This is a genomic window from Marinobacter sp. V34, from assembly GCF_055524115.1.
Genome location: NZ_JBUPZY010000007.1, coordinates 220,854 through 246,814, shown reverse-complemented (window position 1 = coordinate 246,814; position 25,961 = coordinate 220,854). Strand labels below are relative to the sequence as shown.

At 56.6% G+C, this 25,961-nt stretch carries 26 protein-coding genes and 1 tRNA gene; 24 read left to right on the top strand and 3 right to left on the bottom strand.

All coding sequences use genetic code 11. The features are described from left to right. Positions 1 to 12: 12 nt before the first annotated feature. Together AC0B60_RS13545 and AC0B60_RS13540 are read right to left on the bottom strand one after the other, a co-directional pair. Positions 13 to 1,449, bottom strand: a complete 1,437-nt coding sequence (locus AC0B60_RS13545) for an adenylate/guanylate cyclase domain-containing protein (RefSeq protein ID WP_465086343.1) — start codon at positions 1,447 to 1,449, stop codon at positions 13 to 15. Continuing rightward, complete coding sequence (locus tag AC0B60_RS13540; RefSeq protein WP_465086342.1) at positions 1,450 to 1,761, bottom strand: Mpo1-like protein; 312 nt, start codon at positions 1,759 to 1,761, stop codon at positions 1,450 to 1,452. Between the two features lie 159 nt (positions 1,762 to 1,920). Between AC0B60_RS13540 and AC0B60_RS13535 the strand changes: the two genes are divergently transcribed. From AC0B60_RS13535 to secF, 18 genes are all read left to right on the top strand, one after another. Further along, on the top strand, positions 1,921 to 2,478 hold the full coding sequence (locus AC0B60_RS13535) for a nitroreductase family protein (protein ID WP_465086341.1): 558 nt from the start codon (positions 1,921 to 1,923) through the stop codon (positions 2,476 to 2,478). A gap of 205 nt (positions 2,479 to 2,683) precedes the next feature. After that, complete coding sequence (flgB, locus tag AC0B60_RS13530; RefSeq protein WP_465086340.1) at positions 2,684 to 3,082, top strand: flagellar basal body rod protein FlgB; 399 nt, start codon at positions 2,684 to 2,686, stop codon at positions 3,080 to 3,082. 33 nt (positions 3,083 to 3,115) lie between these two features. Next, on the top strand, positions 3,116 to 3,565 hold the full coding sequence (flgC, locus tag AC0B60_RS13525) for a flagellar basal body rod protein FlgC (protein ID WP_465086339.1): 450 nt from the start codon (positions 3,116 to 3,118) through the stop codon (positions 3,563 to 3,565). 18 nt (positions 3,566 to 3,583) lie between these two features. Beyond that, entirely contained in the window at positions 3,584 to 4,261 is a 678-nt protein-coding gene (locus tag AC0B60_RS13520; protein ID WP_465086338.1) for a flagellar hook assembly protein FlgD, read from the top strand. 31 nt (positions 4,262 to 4,292) lie between these two features. Continuing rightward, a complete protein-coding gene (locus AC0B60_RS13515) occupies positions 4,293 to 6,191 on the top strand; it encodes a flagellar hook protein FlgE (RefSeq protein WP_465086337.1) in 1,899 nt (632 codons plus the stop codon). Positions 6,192 to 6,273: 82 nt separating this feature from the next. After that, positions 6,274 to 7,026 (top strand): flagellar basal body rod protein FlgF, encoded by a 753-nt coding sequence (locus AC0B60_RS13510; RefSeq protein ID WP_465086336.1) that lies wholly within the window; start codon positions 6,274 to 6,276, stop codon positions 7,024 to 7,026. Between the two features lie 85 nt (positions 7,027 to 7,111). After that, the gene (gene flgG, locus AC0B60_RS13505) at positions 7,112 to 7,900 is read left to right on the top strand and encodes a flagellar basal-body rod protein FlgG (RefSeq protein ID WP_465086335.1); all 789 of its coding nucleotides are present in this window, start codon (positions 7,112 to 7,114) and stop codon (positions 7,898 to 7,900) included. A gap of 29 nt (positions 7,901 to 7,929) precedes the next feature. Beyond that, positions 7,930 to 8,637, top strand: a complete 708-nt coding sequence (gene flgH, locus AC0B60_RS13500; RefSeq protein WP_465086334.1) for a flagellar basal body L-ring protein FlgH — start codon at positions 7,930 to 7,932, stop codon at positions 8,635 to 8,637. Next, entirely contained in the window at positions 8,634 to 9,731 is a 1,098-nt protein-coding gene (locus AC0B60_RS13495; RefSeq protein WP_465086333.1) for a flagellar basal body P-ring protein FlgI, read from the top strand. Before flgH ends, AC0B60_RS13495 begins: the two co-directional genes overlap by 4 nt. Before the next feature lie 9 nt (positions 9,732 to 9,740). Next, the gene (gene flgJ, locus AC0B60_RS13490; protein ID WP_465086332.1) at positions 9,741 to 10,730 is read left to right on the top strand and encodes a flagellar assembly peptidoglycan hydrolase FlgJ; all 990 of its coding nucleotides are present in this window, start codon (positions 9,741 to 9,743) and stop codon (positions 10,728 to 10,730) included. Between the two features lie 5 nt (positions 10,731 to 10,735). After that, positions 10,736 to 12,784: a flagellar hook-associated protein FlgK gene (flgK, locus tag AC0B60_RS13485; protein WP_465086331.1), complete on the top strand. Its 2,049-nt coding sequence runs from the start codon at positions 10,736 to 10,738 to the stop codon at positions 12,782 to 12,784. A gap of 19 nt (positions 12,785 to 12,803) precedes the next feature. Continuing rightward, on the top strand, positions 12,804 to 14,015 hold the full coding sequence (flgL, locus tag AC0B60_RS13480) for a flagellar hook-associated protein FlgL (RefSeq protein WP_465086330.1): 1,212 nt from the start codon (positions 12,804 to 12,806) through the stop codon (positions 14,013 to 14,015). Between the two features lie 81 nt (positions 14,016 to 14,096). Continuing rightward, positions 14,097 to 14,183: transfer RNA gene (locus tag AC0B60_RS13475), tRNA-Leu, on the top strand. A gap of 38 nt (positions 14,184 to 14,221) precedes the next feature. Further along, complete coding sequence (queA, locus tag AC0B60_RS13470; RefSeq protein WP_465086329.1) at positions 14,222 to 15,316, top strand: tRNA preQ1(34) S-adenosylmethionine ribosyltransferase-isomerase QueA; 1,095 nt, start codon at positions 14,222 to 14,224, stop codon at positions 15,314 to 15,316. A 10-nt stretch (positions 15,317 to 15,326) separates the two neighbouring features. Next, the gene (tgt, locus tag AC0B60_RS13465; protein WP_465086372.1) at positions 15,327 to 16,445 is read left to right on the top strand and encodes a tRNA guanosine(34) transglycosylase Tgt; all 1,119 of its coding nucleotides are present in this window, start codon (positions 15,327 to 15,329) and stop codon (positions 16,443 to 16,445) included. A 60-nt stretch (positions 16,446 to 16,505) separates the two neighbouring features. Further along, positions 16,506 to 16,868, top strand: coding sequence for a preprotein translocase subunit YajC (gene yajC / locus AC0B60_RS13460; RefSeq protein WP_465086328.1), 363 nt, complete (start codon positions 16,506 to 16,508; stop codon positions 16,866 to 16,868). A gap of 80 nt (positions 16,869 to 16,948) precedes the next feature. Continuing rightward, on the top strand, positions 16,949 to 18,823 hold the full coding sequence (gene secD, locus AC0B60_RS13455) for a protein translocase subunit SecD (RefSeq protein ID WP_465086327.1): 1,875 nt from the start codon (positions 16,949 to 16,951) through the stop codon (positions 18,821 to 18,823). Continuing rightward, positions 18,816 to 19,775 carry a protein translocase subunit SecF gene (gene secF, locus AC0B60_RS13450; RefSeq protein WP_465086326.1) on the top strand — a complete coding sequence of 320 codons (960 nt, stop codon included), beginning with the start codon at positions 18,816 to 18,818 and terminating at the stop codon, positions 19,773 to 19,775. Before secD ends, secF begins: the two co-directional genes overlap by 8 nt. An 86-nt stretch (positions 19,776 to 19,861) precedes the next feature. Here secF and AC0B60_RS13445 read toward each other — a convergent pair whose 3' ends face one another. Next, positions 19,862 to 20,659, bottom strand: a complete 798-nt coding sequence (locus AC0B60_RS13445; protein ID WP_465086325.1) for an inositol monophosphatase family protein — start codon at positions 20,657 to 20,659, stop codon at positions 19,862 to 19,864. A gap of 184 nt (positions 20,660 to 20,843) precedes the next feature. On the opposite strand from AC0B60_RS13445, the gene trmJ reads away from it, so the two are divergent. The 6 genes from trmJ (at position 20,844) to rlmN (ending at position 25,891) form a co-directional block, all read left to right on the top strand. Continuing rightward, positions 20,844 to 21,698, top strand: a complete 855-nt coding sequence (gene trmJ, locus AC0B60_RS13440; RefSeq protein WP_465086324.1) for a tRNA (cytosine(32)/uridine(32)-2'-O)-methyltransferase TrmJ — start codon at positions 20,844 to 20,846, stop codon at positions 21,696 to 21,698. A gap of 4 nt (positions 21,699 to 21,702) precedes the next feature. Next, the gene (gene cysE / locus AC0B60_RS13435; RefSeq protein ID WP_465086323.1) at positions 21,703 to 22,476 is read left to right on the top strand and encodes a serine O-acetyltransferase; all 774 of its coding nucleotides are present in this window, start codon (positions 21,703 to 21,705) and stop codon (positions 22,474 to 22,476) included. A gap of 77 nt (positions 22,477 to 22,553) precedes the next feature. Next, positions 22,554 to 23,051 carry a Fe-S cluster assembly transcriptional regulator IscR gene (gene iscR / locus AC0B60_RS13430; protein WP_465086322.1) on the top strand — a complete coding sequence of 166 codons (498 nt, stop codon included), beginning with the start codon at positions 22,554 to 22,556 and terminating at the stop codon, positions 23,049 to 23,051. Positions 23,052 to 23,071: 20 nt separating this feature from the next. After that, positions 23,072 to 24,220 carry an IscS subfamily cysteine desulfurase gene (locus AC0B60_RS13425; protein ID WP_465086321.1) on the top strand — a complete coding sequence of 383 codons (1,149 nt, stop codon included), beginning with the start codon at positions 23,072 to 23,074 and terminating at the stop codon, positions 24,218 to 24,220. 67 nt (positions 24,221 to 24,287) lie between these two features. Continuing rightward, positions 24,288 to 24,716 (top strand): nucleoside-diphosphate kinase, encoded by a 429-nt coding sequence (gene ndk, locus AC0B60_RS13420; RefSeq protein WP_465086320.1) that lies wholly within the window; start codon positions 24,288 to 24,290, stop codon positions 24,714 to 24,716. A gap of 62 nt (positions 24,717 to 24,778) precedes the next feature. After that, entirely contained in the window at positions 24,779 to 25,891 is a 1,113-nt protein-coding gene (gene rlmN / locus AC0B60_RS13415; protein ID WP_465086319.1) for a dual-specificity RNA methyltransferase RlmN, read from the top strand. Positions 25,892 to 25,961 lie beyond the last annotated feature (70 nt).

Here is a 25,961-nt window from a genome sequence, read left to right as displayed (position 1 = left end):
AGGCGGGGTTGGTCAGGAATCCTCTTCCTGGCGCAGTCGCTCTGCGGCGTCCTCAAGAGCAGACAGGATGGACTCCCGCTCCCGTTCGGTAATCTTTTCCGAGTCCAGATACATGGCAAAGCCGCTGCGTTCGTGCTCCAGGAAACTGCGATTGGGGCCCATGTCACGGCGGAAATCCACCACTTCGTAAATCGACACCGGGCGGCCGAAGCCTTTCACCGTGATCTCGCCCTTGTCGCGGCACATGATGCGGTCCTTGATCAACGAAAAGGTTTCGTAGGAGATCAGGATTTCACCGGGTTCAGCCAGTGATTCCAGGCGGCTGGCCAGGTTCACTTCCTTACCGATGATGGTGTAGTCCATGCGGTTCTCTGCACCGAAGTTGCCGACGGTTGTATAGCCAGTGCTGATGCCCATGCGGATTTCCAGCGGTGTCTTGATGCCCTGGCTGCGCCATTTCTGCCGCATTATTTTCATGTGTTTGCGCATTTCCACCGCCATGGATACACAGGCGAAAGCGTCTTCCTTCTGGCCCCGGCTGGTGGGGTCGCCGAAGAAAATCATGATGGAGTCGCCAACGAACTTATCGATGGTGCCGCCGTATTTGAGTGCCACTTCCGACATTTCGTTGAAGTAGTGGTTCAGCAGTTCGGTTAGTGCTTCCGGCTCCATCTCTTCGGACAGTTCTGTAAAGCCCTTGATGTCGGAGAAGAAGACTGCCAGCTTCTTACGTTGCGTTTCCAGCCGCACGTCCCTTTCACCGGTAAAGATGGACTGCCATACCTGTGGTGACAGATACTTGGACAGTTTGTGGGACAGGGCAATGGATTGCTCCCGTTGATTCTGGATCTGGGTTTTTGCCATCATCAGCGCACGAGCCTGCTGATGGGAATAGAATGCTGTCACACAGATGTAGAGGCCGGTGGCACAGATCGCAATAATGCTGGTGATCATCGGTGACTGCAGCGATTCGGCAGGCCCCACGATGGCAACGCCGATAGCGCCGCAAGCGGTCATGATCATGGTGCCGAACAGCCACTGGCGAATGCCGCCTACAATCAGGCAGCTGAACATCAGCATCAGCGTCACGGCGACTGAGGGTATGGCAATCAACCCAATGCAACCGACGAATCCGCCCCCGATGGCACAATCCGTCAACAGCATTTTCTGGCGAATACGGGATGAACTACGGAGAAAGGTCCGCCGGGTTAGTTGGTGGGCAATGTGCGGCCAGGTCAGGGCGCCTGAAAGCAACCACAGCATCCACAGGCCGAAGACGTCTTGCAACACGCCCGAAACAATAATGCCGGCCGTCGCCGTATACGCCAGTATCCTGCCGTTGTAATCCGGCATGGGCGGGATGGCAATCGGATGGTTCTGCGAGTCAAGTACGGAGGCCTTGCTGGCACTGGTACTGGCGTTACGCAGGTCGATCGGTGCGCTCATCATTCAGAAACGGATCCGCCCGATAAGCATATCCCTGAACATCACCCAATCGCCCATCAGGCTGTACAGTGGGTGTTTGAAAGTGGCGGGCCGGTTTTTCTCAAAACCATAGTGGCCAACCCAGGCAAACCCATAGCCGATGATGGGCAGGAGCAACAGATAGAGGAACTTGGCCGTTACGATGGCATAGAGTGCAACGAGGATAACCAGTAGGCTGCCGACGAAGTGAAGTCTGCGGCAGTTCACATCGCTATGTTCTTCAAGATAATACGGATAGAAGTCCGCGAAATTGCGGAATGTTTGTTGTTGGCTCATAGGGCGTCTACCGGCTCGCTTATCGTTTTTTGAGGTAGATAGTACTCTCTGATAGTGGAAAGTACTTAGACTAAAGACTAACAGTAAACCATCTGTCCCACAATTCATACGGTCGTTTGGCCCGAACTGACGTATTGAAATCAACCACAGCGAGGCGATATGACAGCAGTAATGGATGCCCTGTTAAAACGATCTTCAGAGCCACGCCTGGAGGCGCCAGCGCCTGACCCGGCAACACTTGAAAAGGCTTTTGCGTGTGCCGCCAGGGCACCGGACCATGCGCTACTACGGCCCTGGCGATACCTGATTATTGAAGGAGACGAGGCATTAAACGCCCTGGGTGAATTGTTTGCCGCTACCTGCGGCGACGGGGCCTCGGAAAAGGAACGGGAAAAGCTTCGCAAGAAGGCATTGCGGGCGCCGATGGTGATTGTTGGGATTGCGTCCTACCAGCCCCATCCCAAAGTGCCGGAGATCGAGCAGTCCATGTCGGCCGCGGTGGGTATGGGGTATTTGTTGCTGGCTCTGGAATCTGCCGGGTTCGGTGGTATGTGGCGTACCGGGGTTTTGGCGTACAACCCAGCCATCGCACGAAGCTTGGGGTTGGACGACAATGAGATTATAACCGGGTTCCTCTATACCGGCAGCGTAAGTACGAACAAGCCTGCTGTACCCAGGCCTGAGCAGAACGACTTTGTCAGGCGCTGGCCCCGCTAGTTGCCGCCGTGTTGCCCCCCGCTTCCGGCGCGGGGGAAATCCCTTGCCGCTTTAGGTCCTTTATCTACGATTCGAATACGTCGATACCTGCTTCAGCCCCCATCCTGCAACAACTCCTGAAAACTGGCATTGCGATTGCTTTTACCTCCGCAAGAACGCACAAACGGCAAAACGACCAACGCCGTGTGCAGGAACCGGAGGCACTATGGCAATTTCCCTGGACAAAGCATTAGGCATTCATCAACACGCCCTGGAAGGCCGGGTTAAACGTGCGGAGGTGTTGGCCAACAACCTCGCCAACGCAGACACACCGGGCTATAAGGCACGAGATGTGGATTTCCAGGCGATGATGCAGAAGGCTCAGGACAGCATGAGCGGTTTTGGCATGAGCCGAACCCACGAGTCTCACATGGATACATCGCCTATGGGCGATGACAGCGAGTTGCTCTATCGGGTACCGCATCAGCCGTCGGTGGACGGTAACACGGTGGATGCCCAGCAGGAGCAGACCCGCTTCATGCGTAATGCCATGGATTACCAGGCCAGTTTCCAGTTCCTGGACGGAAAGGTTTCAGGCATCAAAAAAGCACTGACCAGCCAGTAGGCCGGGCGTAGCCATTAACTGAGGAGCACCATCATGTCCCTGGGTAATATTTTCGACATCGCCGGTTCTGGTATGACCGCCCAGTCGCTGCGGCTGAACACCACTGCGTCCAACATCGCTAACGCGGAGACGGCCAGTTCCAGTACCGACCAGACCTATCGCGCCCGCAAACCTGTTTTCGCAGCCATTCAGCAGTCGATGCTGAATCCCTCTCAGCAGGGCATGGCGTTTGGGAGTGATCAGGGCCCGGGCGCAGGTGTGCGGGTTGAAGGCATCGTCGAGAGCGATGCCGAGCTGCAGATGCGCTACGAGCCTGATCACCCTGCCGCGAACGAAGATGGGTACGTGTTCTACCCCAACGTCAACGTGGTTGAAGAGATGGCGGACATGATGTCGTCGTCGCGCAGCTTCCAGATGAACGTGGACATTATGAACAGCGCCAAATCCATGATGCAGCGTATCCTGACCCTGGGTCAGCAGTAACCGAGCGAGGATTGAATCATGAGCGTAGTGAATAACACGACAGACGCTTCGGGTGTGCTGAGCCAGTATCGAGTGCAACAGGACGAGGCTAAGAGCGGAAGTGAGCTCGGCAAGAACGAGTTCATGGAGTTGATGATCGCGCAGCTCAAGAACCAGAACCCTCTCGAGCCTCAGGACAACGGCGAATTCATCTCCCAGTTGGCGCAGTTCAGCTCCCTGGAGGAAATGCAGAGCCTGTCCGGCAGTGTCGACGATATGGCCAGCCAGTTCCGCTCCACCCAGGCACTGCAGGCCTCCTCAATGGTCGGGCGTACCGTGTTGGCGCCGTCATCCATAGGTGTGCTTGGCGCGGATGGTGAGATTTCCGGCAACGTGTCGGTTCCTGCCACCACGTCGGGGCTGAGAATTTCCATCGAAAATGAGTCCGGTGAACGGGTGCGGCAAATTGATATGGGCGAGCAACAGCCCGGCCAGACCGCCTTTAGCTGGGACGGCAAAGATGGCAACGGCAACAGTTTGCCACCCGGACGCTATAAGGTGGTAGCAGAGGCTTCATACCCCGGCGGGCTTGAGCAGCTGGGCACCATGGTCAGCGCCAATGTCGACAGCGTCTCGCTGGGGCAGGGCGGCAGCATTACCCTGAATCTGGCTGGCATGGGCTCTATTGCCCTGTCGGACGTTGAACAGATCAATTAATTGAAACCGGTGAAACAGTAAGAGGTGAAGTATGGCTTTCAATACAGGTCTTAGCGGCTTAAGGGCGTCATCGGTTGATCTGGATGTCACCGGTAACAACATTGCCAACGCGAGCACAGTAGGCTTCAAGAGCAGTCAGGCACAGTTTGGTGACCTGTACGCCAGTGGTTTCCTGAGTGCCGGCACCAATCCGATTGGGGACGGTGTGCGGGTACAGGATGTAAAGCAGAACTTTGGGCAGGGCAATATCAGTTTCACCGACAACGGCCTGGACCTTGCCATCAACGGTGACGGCTTCTTTGTGCTGAACAACGGCGGTGAAGTCCGCTACTCCCGTGCCGGTCAGTTCGGTATCGACAAAGACGGTTTTGTCACCAACAACCAGAACATGCGGGTTCAGGGGTTCGTTGCTGATGACGACGGTAACCTTTCCGGTATTCGTGGTGATCTGCAGGTTGAAACCGACAATCTGGCGCCTCGCCGCACCACGAATCTGCGCTCGGACCTGAATCTGGATTCCCGGGAAACCGTGCTGGAGCGTCGAGTTGCGGATATGGGCGACTATACTGCACCCGGCGGTGCCACCGGTTTTCCTTCTGAAACCTTCGAAATCACCTACGCAGATGGCAGTGTGGTGAGCGTACCTATCAACGCAGCGGGGTCGACTGATTTTTCAGCGGCTGACGTAGTCGATGTGCTCAACGGGCAGGACGGCCTCTCCGCCTCCGCGACCACCACCTACGAGGGGATGTCTGAGGCGGATTTGAACGCCGCCATTGCTGCTGGCAACTTCAGCTTTGACCTTGCGGTAGGCGGGGTCACTGTACCCGTGGATACGACGGGTGTGACTGATGCAGCTTCCCTGGTCAGTGCGATCAACAATGCCCAGGCGCCGACGATCTCGGCGTCACTGACGGGCGGAAACCTGAGGTTGATCGATAACCGCGGTAACAACGTCACCGCCGGTTTTGCCAGCGATGGCCCTAACCAGGCGCCGGAGACTGCAGTGGGTACGGTCAGGCCGCAGGCCGATCGTGAGATTACGGATATTGCTTCAACCAGCGGTGCCACAAACCTCACGGACTCCTGGGACGCGCGTAACATTGAGATTACCAACCAGTTCAATCCGCTGGATCAGCGTACCTATAATCACGCAACATCGACCAATGTTTACGACAGCCTGGGTAACTCTCACGAGATGACCCAGTTCTACGTGAAGCAACCAGCACCGGGTAACGGTGTGGGTGTGAGTGAATGGTCCGTGTACTTGCAGATCGACGGTGAATTCGTGGCCGGAACCGATCAGAACCCCTACCAGGCTCGCTTTGACCAGGACGGGGAACTGCAGTCCGTCAACGGTGATCCCAACGGCGAAATTCTGATCGGTGACTGGACGCCGAAAGACGCCGATGGCACTCCGAACGGCGCAGATGGCCCTCCAGGACCGGGTGATAATATCACCACGCCGATTCCCGAGCCCCCGACCACATCGGCCTTCGTGCTTGATCTGGGCAATACCACCCAGTACGGGAGTGACTTTGGGGTAAACGACCAGCGTCAGAACGGTTATGCCACCGGTAGGCTGTCGGGCCTGGACGTATCGGACCAGGGCGTGCTGTTTGCCCGGTACACCAATGGCCAATCCCAGTCCCTGGGCCAGGTGGCGTTGGCTTCATTCAATAACACCAACGGCCTGTCACCAGTGGGTGAAACCACCTGGGTTGAAACCTTTGAGTCCGGCCAGCCGATTGTTGGTGCACCTGATACGGGAACCCTGGGATCGATCAAGGCGAGCTCCATTGAGGAGTCCAACGTGGACCTGTCGGCGGAACTGGTGAACCTGATCATTGCTCAGCGTAATTACCAGGCCAACGCCAAGACCATCGAGACCTCCGACGCCGTGACCCAGACGGTGATCAACCTCCGCTAACCCTGAAATGTGAACATGGCACAACTCCTGCTAGAACACTGGAAAGACTGGAAACAGTCAATATTCCGGCAGGAGTTTTCCCATGGACAAAGCCCTCTATATAGGAATGTCCGGCGCCAAGCAGAACATGCTGTCCCAGCGCGCCCACGCCAATAACCTGGCAAACGTCAGTACCACCGGTTTCAAGGCGGATTTCGCCCAGGCCCGCAGTATGCCGGTTTTTGGTGAACACCATCCCACCCGTGCCTATGCCATGGCCGAGAGGCCTGGAACCGATCTGTCCGCCGGCTCGCTGATGGACACTGGTCGTAAACTCGACGTCGCTGTGGAAGGGGATGGCTGGCTGGCCGTCCAGAACCAGCAGGGCGAAGAAGTGTTCACTCGCTCCGGCAGCATGCAAATCGATGTAAATGGTCTGGTGCGCCTCTCCAGCGGGGAGATGGTCATGGGCAATGGCGGGCCGGTAGCACTACCTCCTTTCGATAATGTGCAGATTGGCGCAGACGGGACCATCTCCGTGGTACCTGTTGGCGGCCCACCGGATCAGCTCGTTGAAGTGGATCGCCTTAAGCTGGTGAACCCTCCGCGGGAAACATTGGAAAAAGGCGAAGATGGCTTTATTCGCCGCAAGGCGGATCAGGCCCTGGATGGACCTGAACCACCGGATGCCGCTATGCGCGTAGCGTCGGGTTTCCTGGAGAGCTCCAATGTGAATGCGGTCGAAGAGATGATTTCCAACCTGCAGTTGTCCCGTCAGTACGAAATGCAGGTGAAGATAATGACGACCGCTAATGAGAATTCAGAGGCGTCGGCACGACTGTTGCAGAACCTCTGATAAACCCTATGAACATCGTTCGGGTGAGCGCAGAAGCGGCAAAAATTGGCCGCATTGAAAGCGCCCCCGGCAAGGAGTAGACGACATGCATCCAGCACTTTGGGTCAGCAAAACCGGGTTGAGCGCGCAGGACACCAATATGTCCACGATCTCCAACAACCTGGCCAACGTGAACACCACCGGTTTCAAGCGTGACCGGGCCGTGTTCCAGGATCTGCTGTACCAGATTGACCGGCAACCCGGTGGTCTGAATACCCAGAACTCGGAGCTGCCGTCGGGCCTCCAACTGGGTACCGGTGTCCGCATCGTGGGCACTGCCAAGCAGTTTTCCCAGGGCAACCTGGAAGTCACCGAGCAGCCCCTGGACATGGCAGTGAACGGCCGCGGATTCATGCAGATCCTGCTCCCGGATGGGCAGATTGCCTATACCCGTGATGGTCAGTTCCAGCTGAATTCCGATGGTGACATCGTCAACCCTGACGGCTACACCCTGGAACCGAATATCAACGTTCCGGAGAACGCCACCAATATCACCATTGGCAAGGATGGCACAGTCACCGCTATTACCGATGACCAGGCTGCCCCGGTGAACCTGGGCGAAATCACTCTGGTGGATTTCATTAACCCACAGGGTTTGCAGGCGATTGGTAACAACCTGTTCAAGGCAACCAATGCCAGCGGTGACCCGGCTGAGGGCGAACCTGGAATTGGCGGACTGGGTACTCTGGAGCAGGGCATGGTGGAGGCTTCCAATGTGGAAGTAGTGGAGGAGTTGGTGAATATGATCACTACCCAGCGCGCCTATGAAATGAACTCGAAAGTGGTCTCGGCAACGGACCAGATGCTGCAGTTCATTACCAACAACATTGGTTAATCGGTAGCGGACGGCAGAAAGGGGGAATCATGACACCCATTATTCGTAACAGCAGAGTGGCCAGGCACCACACCGGCACTATCGTGTTGGTTGTGGCTCTGGCTGTCCTTCAGGGGTGTACCGCCATGAGCCGGCCACGGGCTGTTCCGGATGACCCGCAATACGCGCCGGTGCGTGCCGAGGCAATGATGCAGCGGGACCCGGAATCCGGAGCTATCTATCAGTCCTCACGAAACTACAGTCTATACGGCGATACCGTGGCACTGAATGTCGGTGACATCCTCACGGTCACACTGGAAGAGTCTACTCGCGCCAGCAAGAACGCTGAAAGCAGCATTACCAAGGACAATGATATTTCTATTCTGGACCCGCGCATTCTGGGCCGAACCAACATCGATCTGGGCACCGACATTGACCTGGAACGTGATTTCGAGGGCCAGGCAGAAGCGGACCAGAGCAATAGTCTGGCGGGCAACATCACCGTAACGGTGACGGAAGTCCTGCCAAATGGCGTTCTCCATATCCGTGGTGAGAAGTGGCTGTCGCTGACCAACGGCGACGAGTACATCCGCCTGACTGGTTTGGTGCGCCCGGAGGACATCTCCCCGGACAACACCGTAGCGTCCAATCGTATTGCCGATGCCCGTATCGCCTACGGCGGTACCGGTGATTTCGACCAGGCCAACCAGATGGGCTGGCTGGCGCGATTCTTTAACAGTGAGTGGTTCCCGCTATGAAGATGCTGAGGTTTGGGATACTGATGATTGCGCTCTCTGTAATCGCGGCGCCTGTGCTGGCGGACCGCCTGAAAGACCTGGCGCGTATCAAGGGGGTGCGTAACAACCAACTGGTCGGCTATGGGTTGGTGGTCGGCCTGGATGGTACCGGTGACAAAGCGCCGTTTACCAACCAGACCTTTCGCAACATGATGACCCAGTTCGGCATTACTTTGCCGGCAGGGGTGAACCCCAATCTTGCCAACGTGGCTGCAGTTACCATCACTGCCAATCTGCCGCCCTTTGCCAAGCCGGGGCAGGAGTTGGATATTACGGTATCGTCCATCGGCAACGCCGACAGCCTGCGTGGTGGCACCCTTCTGATGTCGCCCCTGAAAGGGGCTGACGACCAGGTTTATGCCATGGCTCAGGGCAGCCTGGTGGTGGGCGGTTTCGGTGCCCAGGGCGCCGACGGTTCCAGGATTACCGTGAACGTTCCCAGTGTTGGCCGGATTCCGAGTGGCGCCACCATTGAGCGGGAAGTAATGTCGCCGTTCACCCGTGGCGATACCATTACATTCAACCTGCTGCGGGCCGATTTCACGACGGCTCGTCGGGTGGTGGAAGCCATCAACGGCCATTTGGGCCCGGATATGGCGTATGCCCACGATGCCACCTCGGTATCCGTCAAGGCGCCACGGGATCCATCCCAGCGGGTGAGTTTCCTGTCGATTCTGGAAAACATTGAAGTCAACCCGGCAGAAGACGCCGCCAAAGTGGTGATCAACAGCCGTACCGGAACCATTGTGGTGGGGCAGAACGTCAAGGTCAGCCCGGCGGCGGTGACTCACGGCAACCTCACCGTCACCATCGAAGAGAACCCCGAGGCCAATCAGCCAAACCCGTTCACTGATGGTGAAACGGTGATTGAACCCAATACCCAGATTGCCATTACCGAAGACCCGGCCCGGATGTTCCAGTTTGGACCGGCGGTCACCCTGAACGAGATTGTCCAGGCCGTGAACCAGGTGGGTGCTGCGCCCGGTGACGTGATGGCAGTGCTGGAAGCCCTCAAACAGGCCGGCGCACTGCGCGCCGAGCTGATAGTGATCTAGGGGGGCATGATGCAGGATTCCAGTCTCCAGAAAGCCCAGGTTTATACCGATTTCGGTGGTCTGAACGCGCTGAAGGCCCAGGCCAGGACGGACAAGGAAGCGGCACTTGAGGAAGTGGCCAAGCAGTTTGAAGGCCTGTTCCTGTCGGAAATGGTCAAGGCTATGCGCAAGGCCGGTGACGTGTTCGCGGAGGGTAACTACCTCAACAGCCAGCAGTCGGAGTTTTATCGCGAGATGTTCGACAGCCAACTGAGCCTGACGCTTTCGCAAAAACAGGGCACGGGGATATCCGACGCCCTGGTGCGCCAGCTAAGCCGTCAGATTCCCGGGATGGACGAGAAGGGTGAGCCAATGGCGGCCCATAAGACTGCGCTGGCGGATTACGATCGTAGCATGCCGGTGCTGTCTTCGCGCTTGCCCGAGCAGGTAGACAAAGTGAATCAGGTGGCTGACACCGCCGGCCCCAAAGCGGCGCCAGAAACCAGTACCGTTATGCCAAGCCGGTTTGACTCGCCGGAACAGTTTGTCCGAGAGCTCCTGCCTGTTGCGGAAAAGGTGGCAGCGCAAAGCGGCATCAACCCAAGGTTGATGATTGCACAGGCGGCACTGGAAACCGGTTGGGGCCGGCACATGATTGAAGGCGATGGTGGTTCGCCCAGCTTTAATCTGTTCGGTATCAAGGCAGACACTCGTTGGCAGGGTGACTCCGTGAACATTGCCACGACGGAATTCCGTGAGGGTGTGCCGATGAATGAACGTGCGGCCTTCAGAGCGTATCCGGATTATGAGTCCAGCTTCAGGGATTATGTCTCGTTCCTTGAGTCCAACCCGCGCTACCGCGATGTGCTGGCGGCAGCGGATGATCCAGAGTTGTTTGCGAACCGGCTTCAGGAAGCCGGCTATGCCACCGATCCAAACTACGGTGCCAAGATTCGCCGCATTATGAACAATGATTCCATGGCAACGCTGTCCATGGGTACCCGCGGGGCTGAGGAGTAAGCATTATGGCAGGGCTTATTAATATTGGTCTGACCGGTATCCTCGGACACCAGGCGGCATTGAATACCACCGGTAACAACATTACCAATGCCAATACACCGGGTTACAGCCGTCAGGAAGTGCAGTTTGAAACCCAGTCGGCGCAACGCACGGGCGCAGGCTCTATCGGCACCGGTGTCAGCATCACCAACATCCGTCGCTTGGCGAACGAGTACCTGACGCAACAGGTGCGCGAAGACAGTTCGTTGTTTGGTGAGCAGGAAGCACTGAACTCGGAATTGTCGCGCCTGGACAACCTGCTTGGCGGCGAATCCACTGGCCTGAGCAACGCCCTGAACAATTTTTTCGCCAGCCTGCAGAATGCTGCTGAAGACCCGGCATCGTTGCCCCAGCGGCAATTGGTGTTGAGCGAGGCGCAGCAGGTGGTGAACCGCTTCGAAGCTCTCAACCAGGAATTCATCCAGCAGCGGGAATCCGTCAAGACGCAAATGGAGCAGGGCGTTGAGGATGCCAATACGCTGCTGAAAAGCATCGCCGAACTGAACCTTGCGATCTCCGAATCTCCCGGTTTGGCCCAGGGCCGTGAACCTAATGAACTGCTGGACAAGCGCGACGAAAAACTCCGTGAGCTGTCTGAGCTGGTTAACATCAGTGTGGTACAGGCGGAAGGCAGCCAGGTAAATGTTTCGCTGCGTAATGGCCAGGCGCTGGTTGTCGGTGATAAAGCGGCACAATTGGGAACCCGTGACAACGCGGAAGACCCAACGAGATTGGAGTTCACCCTGACGACGGGTGGTCGGACGCTGAACGTGGACAGCCAGGTCAATGGCGGCAAACTCGGCGGCCTGAAGCGGTTTGAATCTGAGGCCTTGCAGCCTGCTTTCGCAGAACTCGGCCGGGTTGCCATTGCTTTGTCCGAAACGATCAATCATCAGCATGAAATCGGCATGGATCTCGAAGGCGACCTGGGGGGGCTGTTTTTCAGTGACATCAATTCCCCGGCGGCTCAGAGCGGCCGGGTGATTGCTAACGCGAATAATGGCGCTCCAAGGGACGCTCAGCTTGCCGTCGAGATTATCGACAGTTCCGAGCTTCCTGCTGGCAGTTGGTCGCTGCAGTTTGGCGGAGACGGGCGCAATTTCGAACTGGTGGACCGTGCAACCGGGGAAGTAGTCAATCAGGGGCGCCTGCCGGACCCGGTGCAGTCGGAAATCTCTATGCCGGGGTTCAATATCCGCATTGAGGGGGGCACTTTTAATGCCGGTGACAAGTTCCTGATCGAGCCGACCCGAAATGCAGCGGCCAATATCGGCCTGGAAGTCAGTCGTGAAGAAGATCTGGCCTTTGCGAGCCCGGTAAGGGCGGAAGGTTCTGCGAGCAATACCGGCGATGCCAGTATTAACCAGGGCAAGATGCTGGACGTCAGGGATCCGTTTACCAATTCGTTGCTGGGCAATTTCCGACAGGATGGCCAACTGGATCCGCCGCTGGATATCCAGTTCCGTGACGATGGCGGCCAGTTGGTCTATGACATTGTCGACGCCAATACAAACACGGTCCTGCAGGCCGGCGATGCCGCAGCAGTGCCACCGGTTAACGTGTTCCAGTCAGGCCAGTCCAACAAGCTGTTCACAGAGGACCCGCGCTCGCCGGATTATTTCGGCTTCCAGTTTGAAATTTCCGGCAACCCGAGGCCCGGGGATTCGTTCAGCATCAATTACAACACCAACGGGGTGTCAGATAACCGTAATGCCGAATTCCTGGCAGCGCTGGGAACCGAGAACACCCTTAACAGCGGCAGTCAGAGTTTCGCCGAAGGTTACGCAGGGTTGGTGGAGGATATTGGTGTGAAAACCCGGCAGAGCCAACTGGATAAAGACGCCGGTAGCACGCTGTTGGAGCAGTCCACCAATCAGCGGGAATCCGTCTCCGGTGTCAACCTGGATGAAGAAGCCGGTAAGCTGATCCAGTACCAGGCAGCCTACAACGCGTCTGCCCAAGTGGTGAGCGTGGCCCAGGATTTGTTCAATACCCTGTTGCAGAGTTTCCGGTAACAGTGCGAGGTGATGTGACATGATCAGAATTTCATCACAACAGATATTCTCTGGTGGTATTAGCCGGTTGCAGGAGCTTAACAGCAGCCTGAACCAGACCCAGGAGCAGATTTCGACAGGCAAGCGGGTCAATAAGCCGTCAGACGATCCTGTCGCGGCGGCGCGTATCCTGAAGCTTGATCAGGAGCTGTCCCGGATCGAGACATACCAGCGCAACGCAGGGCTTGCTGAAAATCGACTGCAGCAGGAAGAAAGTGCGCTGGCCGGATCGGTGGATGTGATCCAGCGGATCCGGGAGCTGACCGTCCAGGCCGGTAACGGTTCGCTGTCGCCAAACGACCGCAAGTCAATCTCCTCGGAGTTGAAGGAGCGCATCGGGCAGTTGGCCAATATAGCCAATACCCGGGATGCCTCCGGCGAGTATATTTTTAGTGGCTTTCAAGGTTCCACGGCTGCCTTTGGAAAAGATGCCTCCGGCAGTTGGGTATATCAGGGTGATGAGGGCCAGCGCGTGCTGGAGATCGACGATGGCGTAACGGTGCCTATCAGCGATCATGGTAAAGGCATTTATTCGTCCATTCCCGCCGCAGTGTTTGCCGAGAGTGACCCCGGCAATGCGGCCGCCGCGCGAATTGATGGTATTCAGGTGGCCAATGACGGCGCATTCTCGGCTGTTTCGCCGGACGATATTACGATTACCGTTGACACCGTGGCGGGAACTGTCAGTGCTGAGAATAGCCGCACCGGCGATCCGCTGACCGTGACCCCAGCGGCATATACCAGCGGTGAGTCCTTCGAAGTTGCTGGCGTGCAGGCGACGATTACCGATGCGGGCGATGGCGATGAATTCACCCTTCGCGCCGGTGAGAAGCAGTCGGTGTTCGCCACCATCGAAGACCTGATTGACGGCCTCGACAATATCGACAAGAGTTCGCCAGGAGGGCAGGCGGCCTATGACGACCTGATCGCAGCATCTTTGCAAAATCTGGACAATGCTCAGGAAAGCATTGTGCAGAAGCAAACGGAAATCGGTGGGCGCCTGAACGCAGTGGACTCCACCAAATCGTTTCTGGAAGACTCGTCTGTGTACAGTGAGGACATCCGTTCGCAATTGCGTGACGTGGACTACGCCGAGGCTATCAGCAACCTGAGCTTCCAGAGCTTTGTGCTGCAGGCTGCGCAGCAGTCGTTTGCCCAGGTCTCTCAGCTGTCGTTGTTCGATCGTTTGTAAAAAGCCTGCCGGAACAAGGAAGTCCGGCACTTGTTATTGCTTTCAGATTAAACCTCAGTATAATCCCCAGCACTCTCCGATGGCGGCGTGGTGAAATTGGTAGACACGACGGATTCAAAATCCGTTGGGGTAAAACCCGTGGCGGTTCGAGTCCGCCCGCCGCTACCATTTACGATCCGCTCAACGCGGTGTAAACAGTCCATCCAATGAACGTCTCCGATTTCCACTTTGATCTACCGGATGAACTAATCGCCCGGTATCCCCTCAAAGAGCGCAGTGCGTCCCGGTTGCTCAGCCTCGATGGGCTGTCCGGCGATACCAGGCATTTACGTTTTACTGATCTTCCAGGCCTGCTTCAGCCAGGCGACCTACTGGTCTTCAACGACACACGAGTGATTCCCGCACGCCTTTTTGGCCGCAAGGAAACTGGCGGTCAGGTGGAGGTGTTGGTCGAGCGTGTACTTGGAGAGCACGATATTCTGGCCCACGTACGTGCCTCGAAGGCGTTGAAAGTTGGCCAGAGAGTTCTGCTCGAAGATGGCACGCCGTTGCGGATGAGCGGTCGGGATGAGGCATTGTTTCACCTGCATTGTGACAGTGAAGAAGCCATCCTTGATGTTCTTGATCGCATCGGTCATATGCCTCTGCCTCCCTACGTGGATCGTCCGGATGAATCCTCGGACCGCGAGCGTTACCAGACGGTGTATGCTCGGGAAGCGGGTGCCGTGGCGGCTCCGACTGCCGGCCTGCATTTTGATGACCGGATTCTTGCGGAGCTTGAATCGAGAGGTGTTGAAACCGCCTTTGTGACCTTGCACGTGGGGGCTGGCACATTTCAGCCGGTGCGTGTGGAAGGCATTGAAGATCACGTGATGCACAGTGAAGTGGCCCATGTACCGCAAGACGCGGTTGATGCGGTGAATGCGGCCCGCGCCCGAGGCGGTCGTGTCGTAGCCGTTGGTACCACCTCTGTGCGGTCCCTGGAATCCGCCAGTCGCGGCGGGGTGGTTCGACCTTTTCAGGGCGAAACCGATATTTTTATTTACCCCGGCTATCGTTTCCAGACCGTGGACGCCATGGTGACCAATTTTCACCTGCCGGAGTCAACGTTGATCATGCTGGTCAGCGCCTTTGCCGGTTATCAGAACGTGATGTCGGCCTATCAAGCGGCTGTCGCCGAGCGTTACCGCTTTTTCAGTTACGGTGATGCGATGTTTATCGCAGCGCAGGAGCCAAGTTTGGGCGCCCTTTCTGCTTGTGCAGGAAAGAGTAGCCGGAATCCGGAGAACAATGATGAGTGACCAGTGTTATATGTCCTTTGAAAAACTTGGGGAAGATGGTCGTGCGCGACGCGGACGCCTGACGTTTCCCCGGGGTACGGTCGAAACCCCGGCTTTCATGCCGGTGGGCACCTACGGCACCGTCAAGGGCATGCTGCCGAGGGACATAAAAGATATCGGGGCTGAGATCATCCTTGGCAACACTTTCCATCTGATGCTGCGGCCGGGCACGGAAGTGGTGAAAGCCCACGGCGATTTGCACGACTTTACCCAATGGCAGGGCCCGATCCTCACCGATTCCGGCGGCTTCCAGGTGTTCAGTCTGGGTGAGATGCGCAAAATCACCGAAGCAGGCGTGACATTCCGGTCGCCAATAGACGGCTCCCCGGTTGAGCTGTCACCGGAAATCGCCATGCAGGTGCAGCGAGATCTGGGTTCCGACATCGTGATGATTTTTGACGAGTGTACGCCATACCCGGCCACCGAGAAGCAGGCGAGTGAGTCCATGGAGCTGTCCCTGCGTTGGGCGGCGCGGAGCAAACAGGCCCATTCCGGTAACCCGGCTGCGCTGTTTGGGATTGTCCAGGGCGGAATGTACGAATCATTGCGGGACCGCTCCCTGGAAGGTTTGACGGAGATTGGATTTGACGGTTACGCCATAGGCGGATTGTCTGTTGGGGAGCCGAAAGAGGACATGATCCGGATTCTGGACCATTTGCCACCCAAAATGCCGGAAGACCGCCCACGTTACCTGATGGGCGTGGGCCGCCCCGAGGATCTCGTGGAAGCCGTGCGCCGTGGCGTGGACATGTTTGACTGTGTGATGCCTACCAGAAATGCACGTAACGGATACCTGTTTACCTCCACCGGTATCATCAAGATCCGCAACGCCAGGCACCGGCACGATACTGCGCCACTTGACGACCAGTGTGATTGCTATACCTGTGAGAACTTTTCGAGAAGTTATCTGCATCATCTCGATAAATGTGGAGAAATGCTCGGCTCTCAACTCAACACAATCCACAATCTGCGGTACTACCAGAACGTGATGGCTGGATTGCGTGGCGCAATTGAAGCAGGTACATTGTCGGACTTTATTAGCGACTTCTACGCCCGCCGGGGTGAAACCGTGCCACCAATGGCACAGTGACTGCGGGATAAGCCGATTCTGAACCGCTACCTGAACTTTTCTTAAAAACGGAGATAGTCAATGAAATCAATCAAGTTACTTGTTGCTGCACTCTTTGCTGCGATGCCGGCACTGGCCATGGCGCAGGACGCGGGTGCCCAGGGTATGGGAGTGATGGGGCAGGTGATCTTCTTTGCCGGCTTTATCCTGATTTTCTATTTCCTGATCTGGCGTCCCCAGTCCAAGCGTGCGAAAGAGCACAAGTCGCTGATGGCCGGCCTGGATAAAGGCGATGAAGTGGTTACCTCCGGCGGCGTAGCCGGCAAGATCACCAAGGTTTCCGACGACTTCATCGTGGTTGAAATCGCCGACAATGTTGAAGTCAAGGTTCAGAAAGTTGCTGTTGCAGCGGCACTTCCGAAAGGAACTCTGAAGGACATCTGATCGACCGGTTTTCGACTCAGGTCTGAATTTGCCAAGCTGAAACATCACAGCCGGCCTGCTGGCCGGCTTAAAGGGACCCCATGCTGAACAAGTATCCTCTCTGGAAAAACCTGGTTATCGTGATCGCGCTGGTGATCGGGTTCGTCTATGCCTTGCCTAACGTCTTTCCTGACGATTTTGCTGTACAAATCACCGGTGCCCGGAGCAGTACCGAAATCGATCAGAAAATTCTCGACAGGGCTGTCGATGCGCTCGAAGCCGAGGGTATCCAGGTCAAGGACTCCGAGCTGGAGGAGCGCGATGCGCTGATCCGCCTGAACGATGCCGAATCTCAGTTGAGAGCCCGTCCAGTTGTACAGGAGGCGCTTGGCAGGGACTACCTGGTGGCGCTGAATATGGCGCCATCAACGCCGGGATGGCTGGAAAGTCTGGGTGCGGGCCCGATGAAGCTTGGCCTCGATCTGCGGGGTGGTGTTCACTTCCTGCTGGAGGTCGACATGGAAACGGCCGTCGACCAGCGTCTTGAAGCCATGTCTGGTCAGATCAAACGTGAATTACGTGAAGAGCGTGTGCGCTATCGCGGTGGCGATGTGGAAGGTAACCGTTCCATTGTTCTGAGTTTCCGTGACGAAAGTTCCCGCAGCGAAGCATTTGACCTGATCCGTGACCAGTACAATCAGTTCCTGTTGGATGAGAAAACAGAGGACGGTGAGTACCTTCTGATGCTGTCGATGTCGGAAGCGGAAGTGAAGTCCATACAGGATTACGCGCTAGAGCAGAACCTGACCACTATCCGTAATCGAGTCAATGAACTTGGTGTGGCTGAGCCTCTGGTGCAGCGCCAGGGCGCGGACCGAATCATTGTGGAGTTGCCCGGTGTGCAGGATACTGCGGCGGCCAAGCGTGTACTGGGCGCTACGGCCAATCTGGAATTCCGCCTTGAGGCCCGTCAGGATGCCGCGTCAGGCGACATTGAGACATTCCCGTTCCGTGATACCCCTAATCGCGAAGCCCGTCTCGATCGTGACGTAATCGTCACCGGCGACAACGTCTCCAACGCACAGCAGGCGTTCGACGAGAACGGTCAGCCACAGGTCAACATCACCATGGACTCGGTGGGCGGCGATTTGATGAACCGCGCAACCCGCAACGCCATTGGGCGTCGCATGGCGGTCCTGTTTATCGAATACCGTACAGAGACCGAAGAAGTGGTTGTGGATGGTGAAACCCGCACGGTCGACAATCGCGTTGTCGAGAAGGGTATCATCAGTCTGGCCACGATCCAGTCCGCGCTCGGAAGCAGTTTCCGGATTACCGGGCTTGACTCCATCCCAGAAGCAGCGGAGTTGGCGTTGCTGCTGCGGGCAGGTTCTCTAGCCGCGCCAATGTACTTTGTCCAGGAGCGGACGATTGGTCCCAGCCTGGGGCAGAAGAATATTGATGCCGGCATGATGTCGGTTCTGCTCGGCTTCGTGTTGGTGCTCTGCTACATGGTGGTCTACTACCGTGGCTTTGGTGTTATCGCCAACATTGCGCTGACGCTTAACCTGATGCTCCTGATTGCCTGTATGTCCATTCTCTCCGCAACCCTGACGTTGCCGGGTATTGCCGGTATCGTGCTGACGGTGGGTATGGCGGTTGACGCCAATGTGCTTATCTTCGAGCGCATAAAGGAAGAGTTGAAATCGGGCATACCGCCGCAGTCGGCGATAAATTCCGGTTATTCCCGGGCCTTCGTTTCGATTTTTGATGCCAACATCACCACCTTGTTGGTGGCGGTGATCCTGTTCGCTATGGGGTCCGGCCCGGTGAAAGGGTTCGCGGTGACACTGTCGATCGGTATTCTTACGTCGATGTTCTCCGGGCTGATGGTCAGTCGCAGCATCGTAAATCTCGTATACGGCGGTCGGCAGGTTGAAAAGCTGTCGATTGGGGGGAAACTGGCCAATGTCTGAAGTTGAGAAGAAACCTATCGATTTTATGGGCTTTCGGAAGATTGCTTCCGTTGTGTCCATTGCGCTGATTGTTGTTTCCATTGCGTTGCTGGCAGTGCGCGGCCTGAATCTCGGGCTTGATTTTACTGGTGGTACCTCCGTTGAGCTGGAGTACCAGCAGGCGCCCGCTCTGGACAATGTTCGCCAAACGCTGGAAGGCGCGGGATACGAGCAGTTCGTGGTCCAGAACTTCGGTTCGGATACCACGGTGCTGGTGCGGATGGCAGAGTCCGAGAACGACAAGCTGGCAGCCGAAGTCACGGCAGCGCTGTCGGCTGGCGGTAACAAGCTTGAACTGGTCAGCTCAGAGTTTGTCGGCTCCCAGGTTGGTGACGAGTTGAAGGAAGACAGTGGTCTGGGAATGCTCATCGCACTGGCGGTCGTGCTGATCTACGTTGGCATGCGGTTCCAGTTCAAGTTTGGTATTGCCTCCGTTGTGCCCCTGGCCCATGACGTCATCATCGTTCTGGGTGTGTTCGCACTGTTCCAGTGGACGTTCGACCTCAGCGTGCTGGCCGCGTTGCTTGCGGTTATCGGTTATTCCCTCAACGATACCATCGTAGTGGCGGACCGGATTCGTGAGAACTTCCGCAAGATGCGTGAAGGGGGCTCCGAGCACATCATCAACGAGTCCATTCATCAGACCATCAGCCGGACGATCAACACTTCAGGAACGACGTTGGTGGTGCTGTTTGCCCTGTATTTCCTGGGTGGTGAGGCGATTAACAACTTTGCGCTTGCACTTATCATCGGTGTGGTGGTGGGTACCTACTCATCCATCTATGTGTCAGCAAATCTGCTGGTTGCCCTGGGTGTTGCAAGGGAAGACCTGATCGTTCCGCCGAAGGAGGGTCTTGCTGGGCAGGATGAGGAAGAAGAGGAGCAGCCGCCCGAGTGGTTGAACCGGATGTAACCCGGTTAGTCACAAAAAAGCCGCAACCCCAGTTGGTGTTGCGGCTTTTTTATGCCCGGCCGTTGGCCGTAACGCCTAGCCTGGGCCTAGCGAGGCAGTCGGCCCCGGAACGGGTGAAGGGTTTTCAGCACTTCCCGGAACAGCTTGGGGTTTGCGACGATAAGCTGCTTTGCCTTCTCCGTAGAGGGGTTGCCGGAGAAATCACCGGTCAGGGCGCCGGACTCCAATGCCAGAGTGACGCCGATGGCAAGGTCAGCCGGCTCCGGTCGGAAAATGACAGCTGCGTCCAGGTGACCGGAAGCCACCCGGGCGATATCGAGTGCTGCACAGCCAGCGGTTCGGAACATGCTGCTGTTGCGCGCCAGTTGGGATGCCATTTCACCCCACATTAGCGGGTCGTCAGAAGAGCGGGTCTGATCGAGAAGGTTGCTGACCACTGCCGCTCGGTCTGCATGCTTGACGTCGCTGGTGCGAACCCGCCGACTGTTTAGCGCGGCACCATGGCCACGGCTGGCGGAATATTCTTCACCGGTAACCGGGTTGATCAACAACAGGTTCTCGGTGCGGTTATTCTTTTTTTGCAGCAACGCAACGGCGAAGTCAGGAATGCCGCGCAAAAAGTTCTCACGCCCGAGTACCGGGAAAACATGCCAGCTCTTGTCGTTGCCGTCGGCGTCCGCCTCATTCAACGGAGCGATGGCGTGGTCCTTGTAGGCTTTGTCGAGCTGTTCGGAAAAATTGTCGTAAATGGACTGTTCGACCCGCTCCAGTTGCTTGCGGCGGTCTTCGCTGTCGCCATTGGGTTCCTGGCGTTCGAAGTGTGCTTTCAGATAGTCGGACCCCTGACGCGCGACGCGCAGGGCCATTTTGATTGCTGGTTGCATCTGAGTGTTCATTATCCGGGTGTGTGAAGGCCGCATAGCATATCAAAAACTGACCCGCCTTGTATGTTTTTCCACTGGACAATGTCACGGATGGCGCTGTATCAGAGCATATCCGGAGAGGCGGGGAAGGGGGCGGATCTGATATCATGCGCACCTTTCCAGTTTTTACAGAGATTCTACCGCCATGCACAAGCCAGCTAAGCCCCTGGAGGGCCCTGACACTTACAACGACCAGATCCGGATTGTTCTGGTTGAGACGTCTCACTCCGGTAACATCGGTGCGGTCGCCAGGGCAATGAAGAACATGGGGCTGGGAAATATGTGGCTCGTGAATCCGGCATCCTTTCCCGACGAGGCCTCCTATGCCCGCGCAGCGGGCGCTTCCGATATACTCGATAAGGCCACGGTGGTGTCGACCCTGGACGAAGCCATTGCAGACTGCGTTTGCGTCATGGGTACCAGCGCGAGAGGGCGAAAGGTCCCGTGGCCGGTTATCGCTCCACCCGATGCGGCGGCCAAGGCTTCCCAGCAGTCTGAAGCAGGACAGGTGGCGTTGGTCTTCGGGCGTGAGAACCATGGCCTGAGCAATGACGAGTTGCAGCGATGCCATTTTCACATTCATATTCCATCAAATCCGGATTACAGCTCCCTGAATCTGGCCATGGCGGTTCAGGTAATGTGTTATGAATTGCATATGCATTACCTAAAAGGCCTTGAAGGTGGCAGCGACAGCCCATATCTCAGGCCTATGATGGCGCCTGGGGATGAGGGCTGGGATATTCCGCCCGCGCCTGTCCGCGATGTTGAAGGTTTCTTCAGTCATCTGGAGCAGGTGCTTGTGGATGTGGACTTTCACCGCCGGGACAATCCCCGTCAGTTGATGACGCGGCTGCGGCGGCTGTTTCAGCGTGCTGGGCTGGATCAGATGGAGATCAATATCCTTCGGGGAATACTGACCGCCGTACAGAAGTCGGCGGGTGCTGCGGAAACCGCAAAAAATACGTCAAAGGCTGGTTCAACGGCCGGTAAACAGGAATAGGGTTATGTTTGAACGTCTAAGGGAAGATGTGAACAGTGTGTTTCATCGTGATCCCGCCGCTCGCAATACTTTCGAGGTGCTGACCAATTACCCGGGTTTGCACGCGCTCCTGTGTCACCGGTTCTCGCATTGGCTTTGGGGGCTTGGGTTGAAGTGGGTTGCACGCACGTTCTCCTCGATCGCCCGTTGGCTGACCGGCATCGAAATTCATCCTGGCGCTACGATCGGGCGGCGCTTCTTTATCGATCACGGTATGGGTGTCGTCATAGGCGAGACTACAGTGATTGGGGACGATGTTACCCTTTATCAGGGCGTTACCCTGGGGGGGACCAGCTGGAACAAGGGTAAGCGCCATCCAACTCTGGGTGACGGTGTTGTGGTGGGTGCCGGTGCCAAAATCCTTGGGCCGTTCACGGTAGGCGAAGGCGCCAAGATTGGCTCGAACTCCGTGGTGACCAAAGAGGTTCCGCCGGGTGCGACGGTCGTCGGTATTCCGGGGCGTGTTGTGGTGAAGCGCAAAGGGGAGGACGATGCCCGACGCAAAGAAATGGAAGAGCGCATGGGCTTCGATGCCTATGGCGTGACCGAGGAAATGCCGGACCCGGTAGCCAGGGCTATGCGCAGCCTGCTGGATCATATGCACGCGGTGGATGATCGCATTGAAAATATGTGCAAAGCGCTTCGCAAAGTGAACAGTGAATACCAGAATGGCGAGTTGCCACCGCTGCAGGAAGAGGATTTTGACTGCGTGCGGGACGATGAGCCTTCGCAACGGTGAATACTTGACTGTTTTGGTTGGTCAATCCATACTCGGCGTTGTTAAAGCCGAATCAATCCCTGACCGGGGCTGACGTTATGAGACTGACCACCAAAGGCCGCTATGCGGTGACGGCAATGCTGGATCTCGCTCTTCATGGAGATCAGGGGCCGGTTAGTCTGGCCGACATATCTGCCCGGCAGGAGATTTCCCTCTCGTATCTCGAGCAGTTGTTTTCCCGCCTTCGCCGTCACAAGCTGGTGACGAGTATTCGGGGGCCCGGCGGTGGTTATCGCCTGAGCCGTGAGGCAGACGCTGTATTTATCGCAGAAGTCGTCGATGCGGTTAGCGAATCCCTGGATACCACCCGTTGCGGTAACAAGGGTGATTGCCAGAATGGCGAAAAGTGCCTGACCCACCACCTGTGGTCTGATCTCAGCGATCAGATTCATCAGTTCCTCAGCGATATCAGTCTCGGGGACCTGATGCGAAAGCGGGAGATTCAGGTGGTTGCCAACCGGCAGAACAGGCGCCATTCAGACGGCGACTCACAGACGATTAACACCGAGCGCCTCACGGATCAGGCGCCGGCCTGAACGACTATCCTGAAACTTCTATGAAAAAGCCCGTCTATCTGGATTATGCGGCCACCGCGCCCGTAGACCCTGCCGTTGCTGAAGAAATGCTCAAATACCTGACACTAGATGGCGTGTTTGGTAATCCCGCGTCCCGCTCCCATGGCTTTGGCTGGCAGGCCGAAGCTGCCGTTGAGGGCGCCCGCCGGCAAGTGGCGAGCCTAATTCATTCGGACCCTCGTGAGATCGTATGGACCTCCGGCGCTACCGAATCTGACAATCTGGCCATCAAGGGTGCGGTCGCCGGTAAGAACAATCCGCACATTGTGACATCCATGATTGAGCACAAAGCGGTTCTTGATACCTGCAAGTGGCTTGAGGGGCAGGGAGTTGAGGTAACTTGGCTGAAACCGGGCGCGGACGGGCGGGTGTCCACTCAGCAAGTCGATGATGCGCTTCGGGATAATACCGTTCTCGTCAGCCTGATGATGGTCAACAACGAACTGGGTAGCCAGACGGACATCGCGGCCATTGGTGGCATGCTTCGCGAGCGTGGTGTGTTATTCCATGTGGACGCGGCTCAGGCGGCTGGCAAAACCGAGGTGGATGTATCGTCCATGTCGGTGGACCTGTTGTCGCTGTCCGGGCACAAGGTCTATGGGCCCAAGGGTATTGGGGCCCTCTATGTGCGGCGTTCGCCGGACGTACGAATTGAGTCCCAGATTCATGGTGGCGGCCATGAGCGCGGCATGCGCTCTGGTACCTTGCCTACACACCAGATAGTCGGCATGGGCAAAGCCTTTGATCTGGCCGGCGAAAAGCTGGAGCAAGAGCAAGTACGGCTGGAATCCTTGCGGGAACGCTTCCTGTCGGGGCTTGAAGGGCTTGAGGGTGTGACGCTCAACGGCAGTGCCGAACATCGGGTGCCGGGTATCATCAATCTCTCATTTGCAGGTGTCGATGCGGAATCCCTGATGCTGGGACTGCGGGAGCTGGCGGTTTCGTCCGGTTCAGCCTGCTCGTCGGCCACCATTGAGCCTTCATTTGTGCTCAAGGGGATTGGCCTGGATGATGAGCAGGCGCACAGGGCGCTCCGGTTTTCCTTTGGACGCTTTTCAACGGACGAGGAGGTTGATTTCGCAACGGCGCAAATCGTTGACGTTGTTACCCGTCTCCGTTCAGTGCGGTAGGCAGTTGCCTCCGGACTGCGTATAATCCCAACCCTGAAATTTTTCTGAACCTGAATGGAGATAGATCATGGCAAATGAGCGCACGCTCTCGATTATCAAGCCCGATGCAGTCGCAAAAAATGTGATCGGCGAAATCTATACACGCTTTGAAAAGGCGGACCTGACCATTGTTGCCGCGAAAATGATGCACCTGACCCAGGAGCAGGCAGAAGGGTTTTATGCCGAGCACAAGGAACGCCCGTTTTTCAATGATCTGGTAGCGTTCATGACCTCTGGTCCTGCTGTTGTTCAGGTTCTGGAAGGCAATGGTGCTATCCTGAAGAATCGTGACCTGATGGGAGCAACCAACCCCAAGGAAGCAGAAGCGGGTACCATTCGTGCAGACTTTGCGTCTTCAATTGATGCCAACGCTGTTCATGGTTCAGATTCTGCCGCGTCAGCTGAACGCGAAATTGCGTATTTTTTCAATGACAGTGAGATCTGCCCGCGCGGCTGATCAGACTGTATCGGGCCGGGCATGCGTCCGGCCCGTATTGGTTATTTGATTGAGGTTATGAAATGACAGCTGTTGCTGAGAAAACCAACCTTCTGGGAATGCCCAAGGCCAAGATGGAGGCCTTTTTCGAGTCCCTGGGGGAGAAACGTTTCCGCGCAACACAGGTGCTGCAATGGATTCACCAGCGCGGTGCCGATGACTTCGATCAAATGACCAATATGAGCAAGGTCCTGCGGGAAAAGCTGAAGGCCGTTGCGGAAATTCGCGGGCCGGAGGTGGTGTACGACGAGTCCTCCAAAGACGGTACCCGTAAATGGGTCATGCGCATGGACAACGGCAACAGTGTTGAAACCGTGCTCATACCTGACGGCGAGCGCGGCACGTTGTGCGTATCGTCGCAGATTGGTTGCAGCCTTGATTGCACGTTTTGTTCGACGGGTAAGCGTGGATTTAACCGCAATCTTACCGCTGCCGAGATCATCGGGCAGGTCTGGGTTGCACGTAAGGCGTTCATGCCGTTTGAGCCCGGTCCGGATCGCCCGATTACGAATGTGGTGATGATGGGGATGGGCGAACCGTTGCTGAACTTCGACAATGTTGTCGATGCCATGAACCTGATGATGGAGGACCTGGCCTACGGCATTTCCAAGCGACGTGTCACCGTCAGTACCTCTGGTGTGGTTCCGGCACTGGACAAATTGGGTGAAGTTACCGATGTTTCACTGGCCATTTCGCTCCATGCCCCCAATGATGAGTTGCGTAACCAATTGGTGCCGTTGAATAAAAAGTACCCGATTGCGGAGTTGCTTGCAGCAACGCGTCGTTACCTGGCACGTCTGCCGGACAAGCGAAAGGCAACCATTGAGTACACGGTAATTGAAGGCGTCAATGATCAGCCTGAGCACGCCAGGGAACTCGCCGTTGTTCTCCGTGGCCTGCCGTGCAAGATAAACCTGATCCCGTTCAATCCGTTTCCCGAGAGCGATTTTCGTCGTCCCAGCATGAACGCGACCCGCCGTTTTCAGGCTGTTCTGAATGAAGCCGGCTATATCGCCACGGTGAGAACCACTCGCGGTGATGATATCGATGCTGCCTGTGGTCAGCTGGTAGGGATGGTGGAAGACCGCACCAAGCGAAGTCAGCGTTATATCCAGGTGCAGCAGGTCAGTCCGTAAATCCGGTGCCGATATATGCACCTTCCAATTCAAGAGGAAGTACCGACTGTGACATTTAATCCAGTGAAAA

Excerpts from the sequence above, each read along its gene's own strand:
- ndk (WP_465086320.1), top strand. The coding sequence starts at position 24,288 with ATGGCAAATGAGCGCACGCTCTCGATTATCAAGCCCGATGCAGTCGCA.
- AC0B60_RS13495 (WP_465086333.1), top strand. The coding sequence starts at position 8,634 with ATGAAGATGCTGAGGTTTGGGATACTGATGATTGCGCTCTCTGTAATC.
- queA (WP_465086329.1), top strand. The coding sequence starts at position 14,222 with ATGAACGTCTCCGATTTCCACTTTGATCTACCGGATGAACTAATCGCC.
- tgt (WP_465086372.1), top strand. The coding sequence starts at position 15,327 with ATGTCCTTTGAAAAACTTGGGGAAGATGGTCGTGCGCGACGCGGACGC.
- flgK (WP_465086331.1), top strand. The coding sequence starts at position 10,736 with ATGGCAGGGCTTATTAATATTGGTCTGACCGGTATCCTCGGACACCAG.
- AC0B60_RS13515 (WP_465086337.1), top strand. The coding sequence starts at position 4,293 with ATGGCTTTCAATACAGGTCTTAGCGGCTTAAGGGCGTCATCGGTTGAT.
- cysE (WP_465086323.1), top strand. The coding sequence starts at position 21,703 with ATGTTTGAACGTCTAAGGGAAGATGTGAACAGTGTGTTTCATCGTGAT.
- flgH (WP_465086334.1), top strand. The coding sequence starts at position 7,930 with ATGACACCCATTATTCGTAACAGCAGAGTGGCCAGGCACCACACCGGC.
- AC0B60_RS13445 (WP_465086325.1), bottom strand. The coding sequence starts at position 20,659 with ATGCAACCAGCAATCAAAATGGCCCTGCGCGTCGCGCGTCAGGGGTCC.
- AC0B60_RS13510 (WP_465086336.1), top strand. The coding sequence starts at position 6,274 with ATGGACAAAGCCCTCTATATAGGAATGTCCGGCGCCAAGCAGAACATG.
- AC0B60_RS13545 (WP_465086343.1), bottom strand. The coding sequence starts at position 1,449 with ATGATGAGCGCACCGATCGACCTGCGTAACGCCAGTACCAGTGCCAGC.
- flgG (WP_465086335.1), top strand. The coding sequence starts at position 7,112 with ATGCATCCAGCACTTTGGGTCAGCAAAACCGGGTTGAGCGCGCAGGAC.
- AC0B60_RS13535 (WP_465086341.1), top strand. The coding sequence starts at position 1,921 with ATGACAGCAGTAATGGATGCCCTGTTAAAACGATCTTCAGAGCCACGC.
- yajC (WP_465086328.1), top strand. The coding sequence starts at position 16,506 with ATGAAATCAATCAAGTTACTTGTTGCTGCACTCTTTGCTGCGATGCCG.
- trmJ (WP_465086324.1), top strand. The coding sequence starts at position 20,844 with ATGCACAAGCCAGCTAAGCCCCTGGAGGGCCCTGACACTTACAACGAC.
- AC0B60_RS13425 (WP_465086321.1), top strand. The coding sequence starts at position 23,072 with ATGAAAAAGCCCGTCTATCTGGATTATGCGGCCACCGCGCCCGTAGAC.
- secF (WP_465086326.1), top strand. The coding sequence starts at position 18,816 with ATGTCTGAAGTTGAGAAGAAACCTATCGATTTTATGGGCTTTCGGAAG.
- secD (WP_465086327.1), top strand. The coding sequence starts at position 16,949 with ATGCTGAACAAGTATCCTCTCTGGAAAAACCTGGTTATCGTGATCGCG.
- flgJ (WP_465086332.1), top strand. The coding sequence starts at position 9,741 with ATGCAGGATTCCAGTCTCCAGAAAGCCCAGGTTTATACCGATTTCGGT.
- flgC (WP_465086339.1), top strand. The coding sequence starts at position 3,116 with ATGTCCCTGGGTAATATTTTCGACATCGCCGGTTCTGGTATGACCGCC.
- rlmN (WP_465086319.1), top strand. The coding sequence starts at position 24,779 with ATGACAGCTGTTGCTGAGAAAACCAACCTTCTGGGAATGCCCAAGGCC.
- iscR (WP_465086322.1), top strand. The coding sequence starts at position 22,554 with ATGAGACTGACCACCAAAGGCCGCTATGCGGTGACGGCAATGCTGGAT.
- AC0B60_RS13520 (WP_465086338.1), top strand. The coding sequence starts at position 3,584 with ATGAGCGTAGTGAATAACACGACAGACGCTTCGGGTGTGCTGAGCCAG.
- AC0B60_RS13540 (WP_465086342.1), bottom strand. The coding sequence starts at position 1,761 with ATGAGCCAACAACAAACATTCCGCAATTTCGCGGACTTCTATCCGTAT.
- flgL (WP_465086330.1), top strand. The coding sequence starts at position 12,804 with ATGATCAGAATTTCATCACAACAGATATTCTCTGGTGGTATTAGCCGG.
- flgB (WP_465086340.1), top strand. The coding sequence starts at position 2,684 with ATGGCAATTTCCCTGGACAAAGCATTAGGCATTCATCAACACGCCCTG.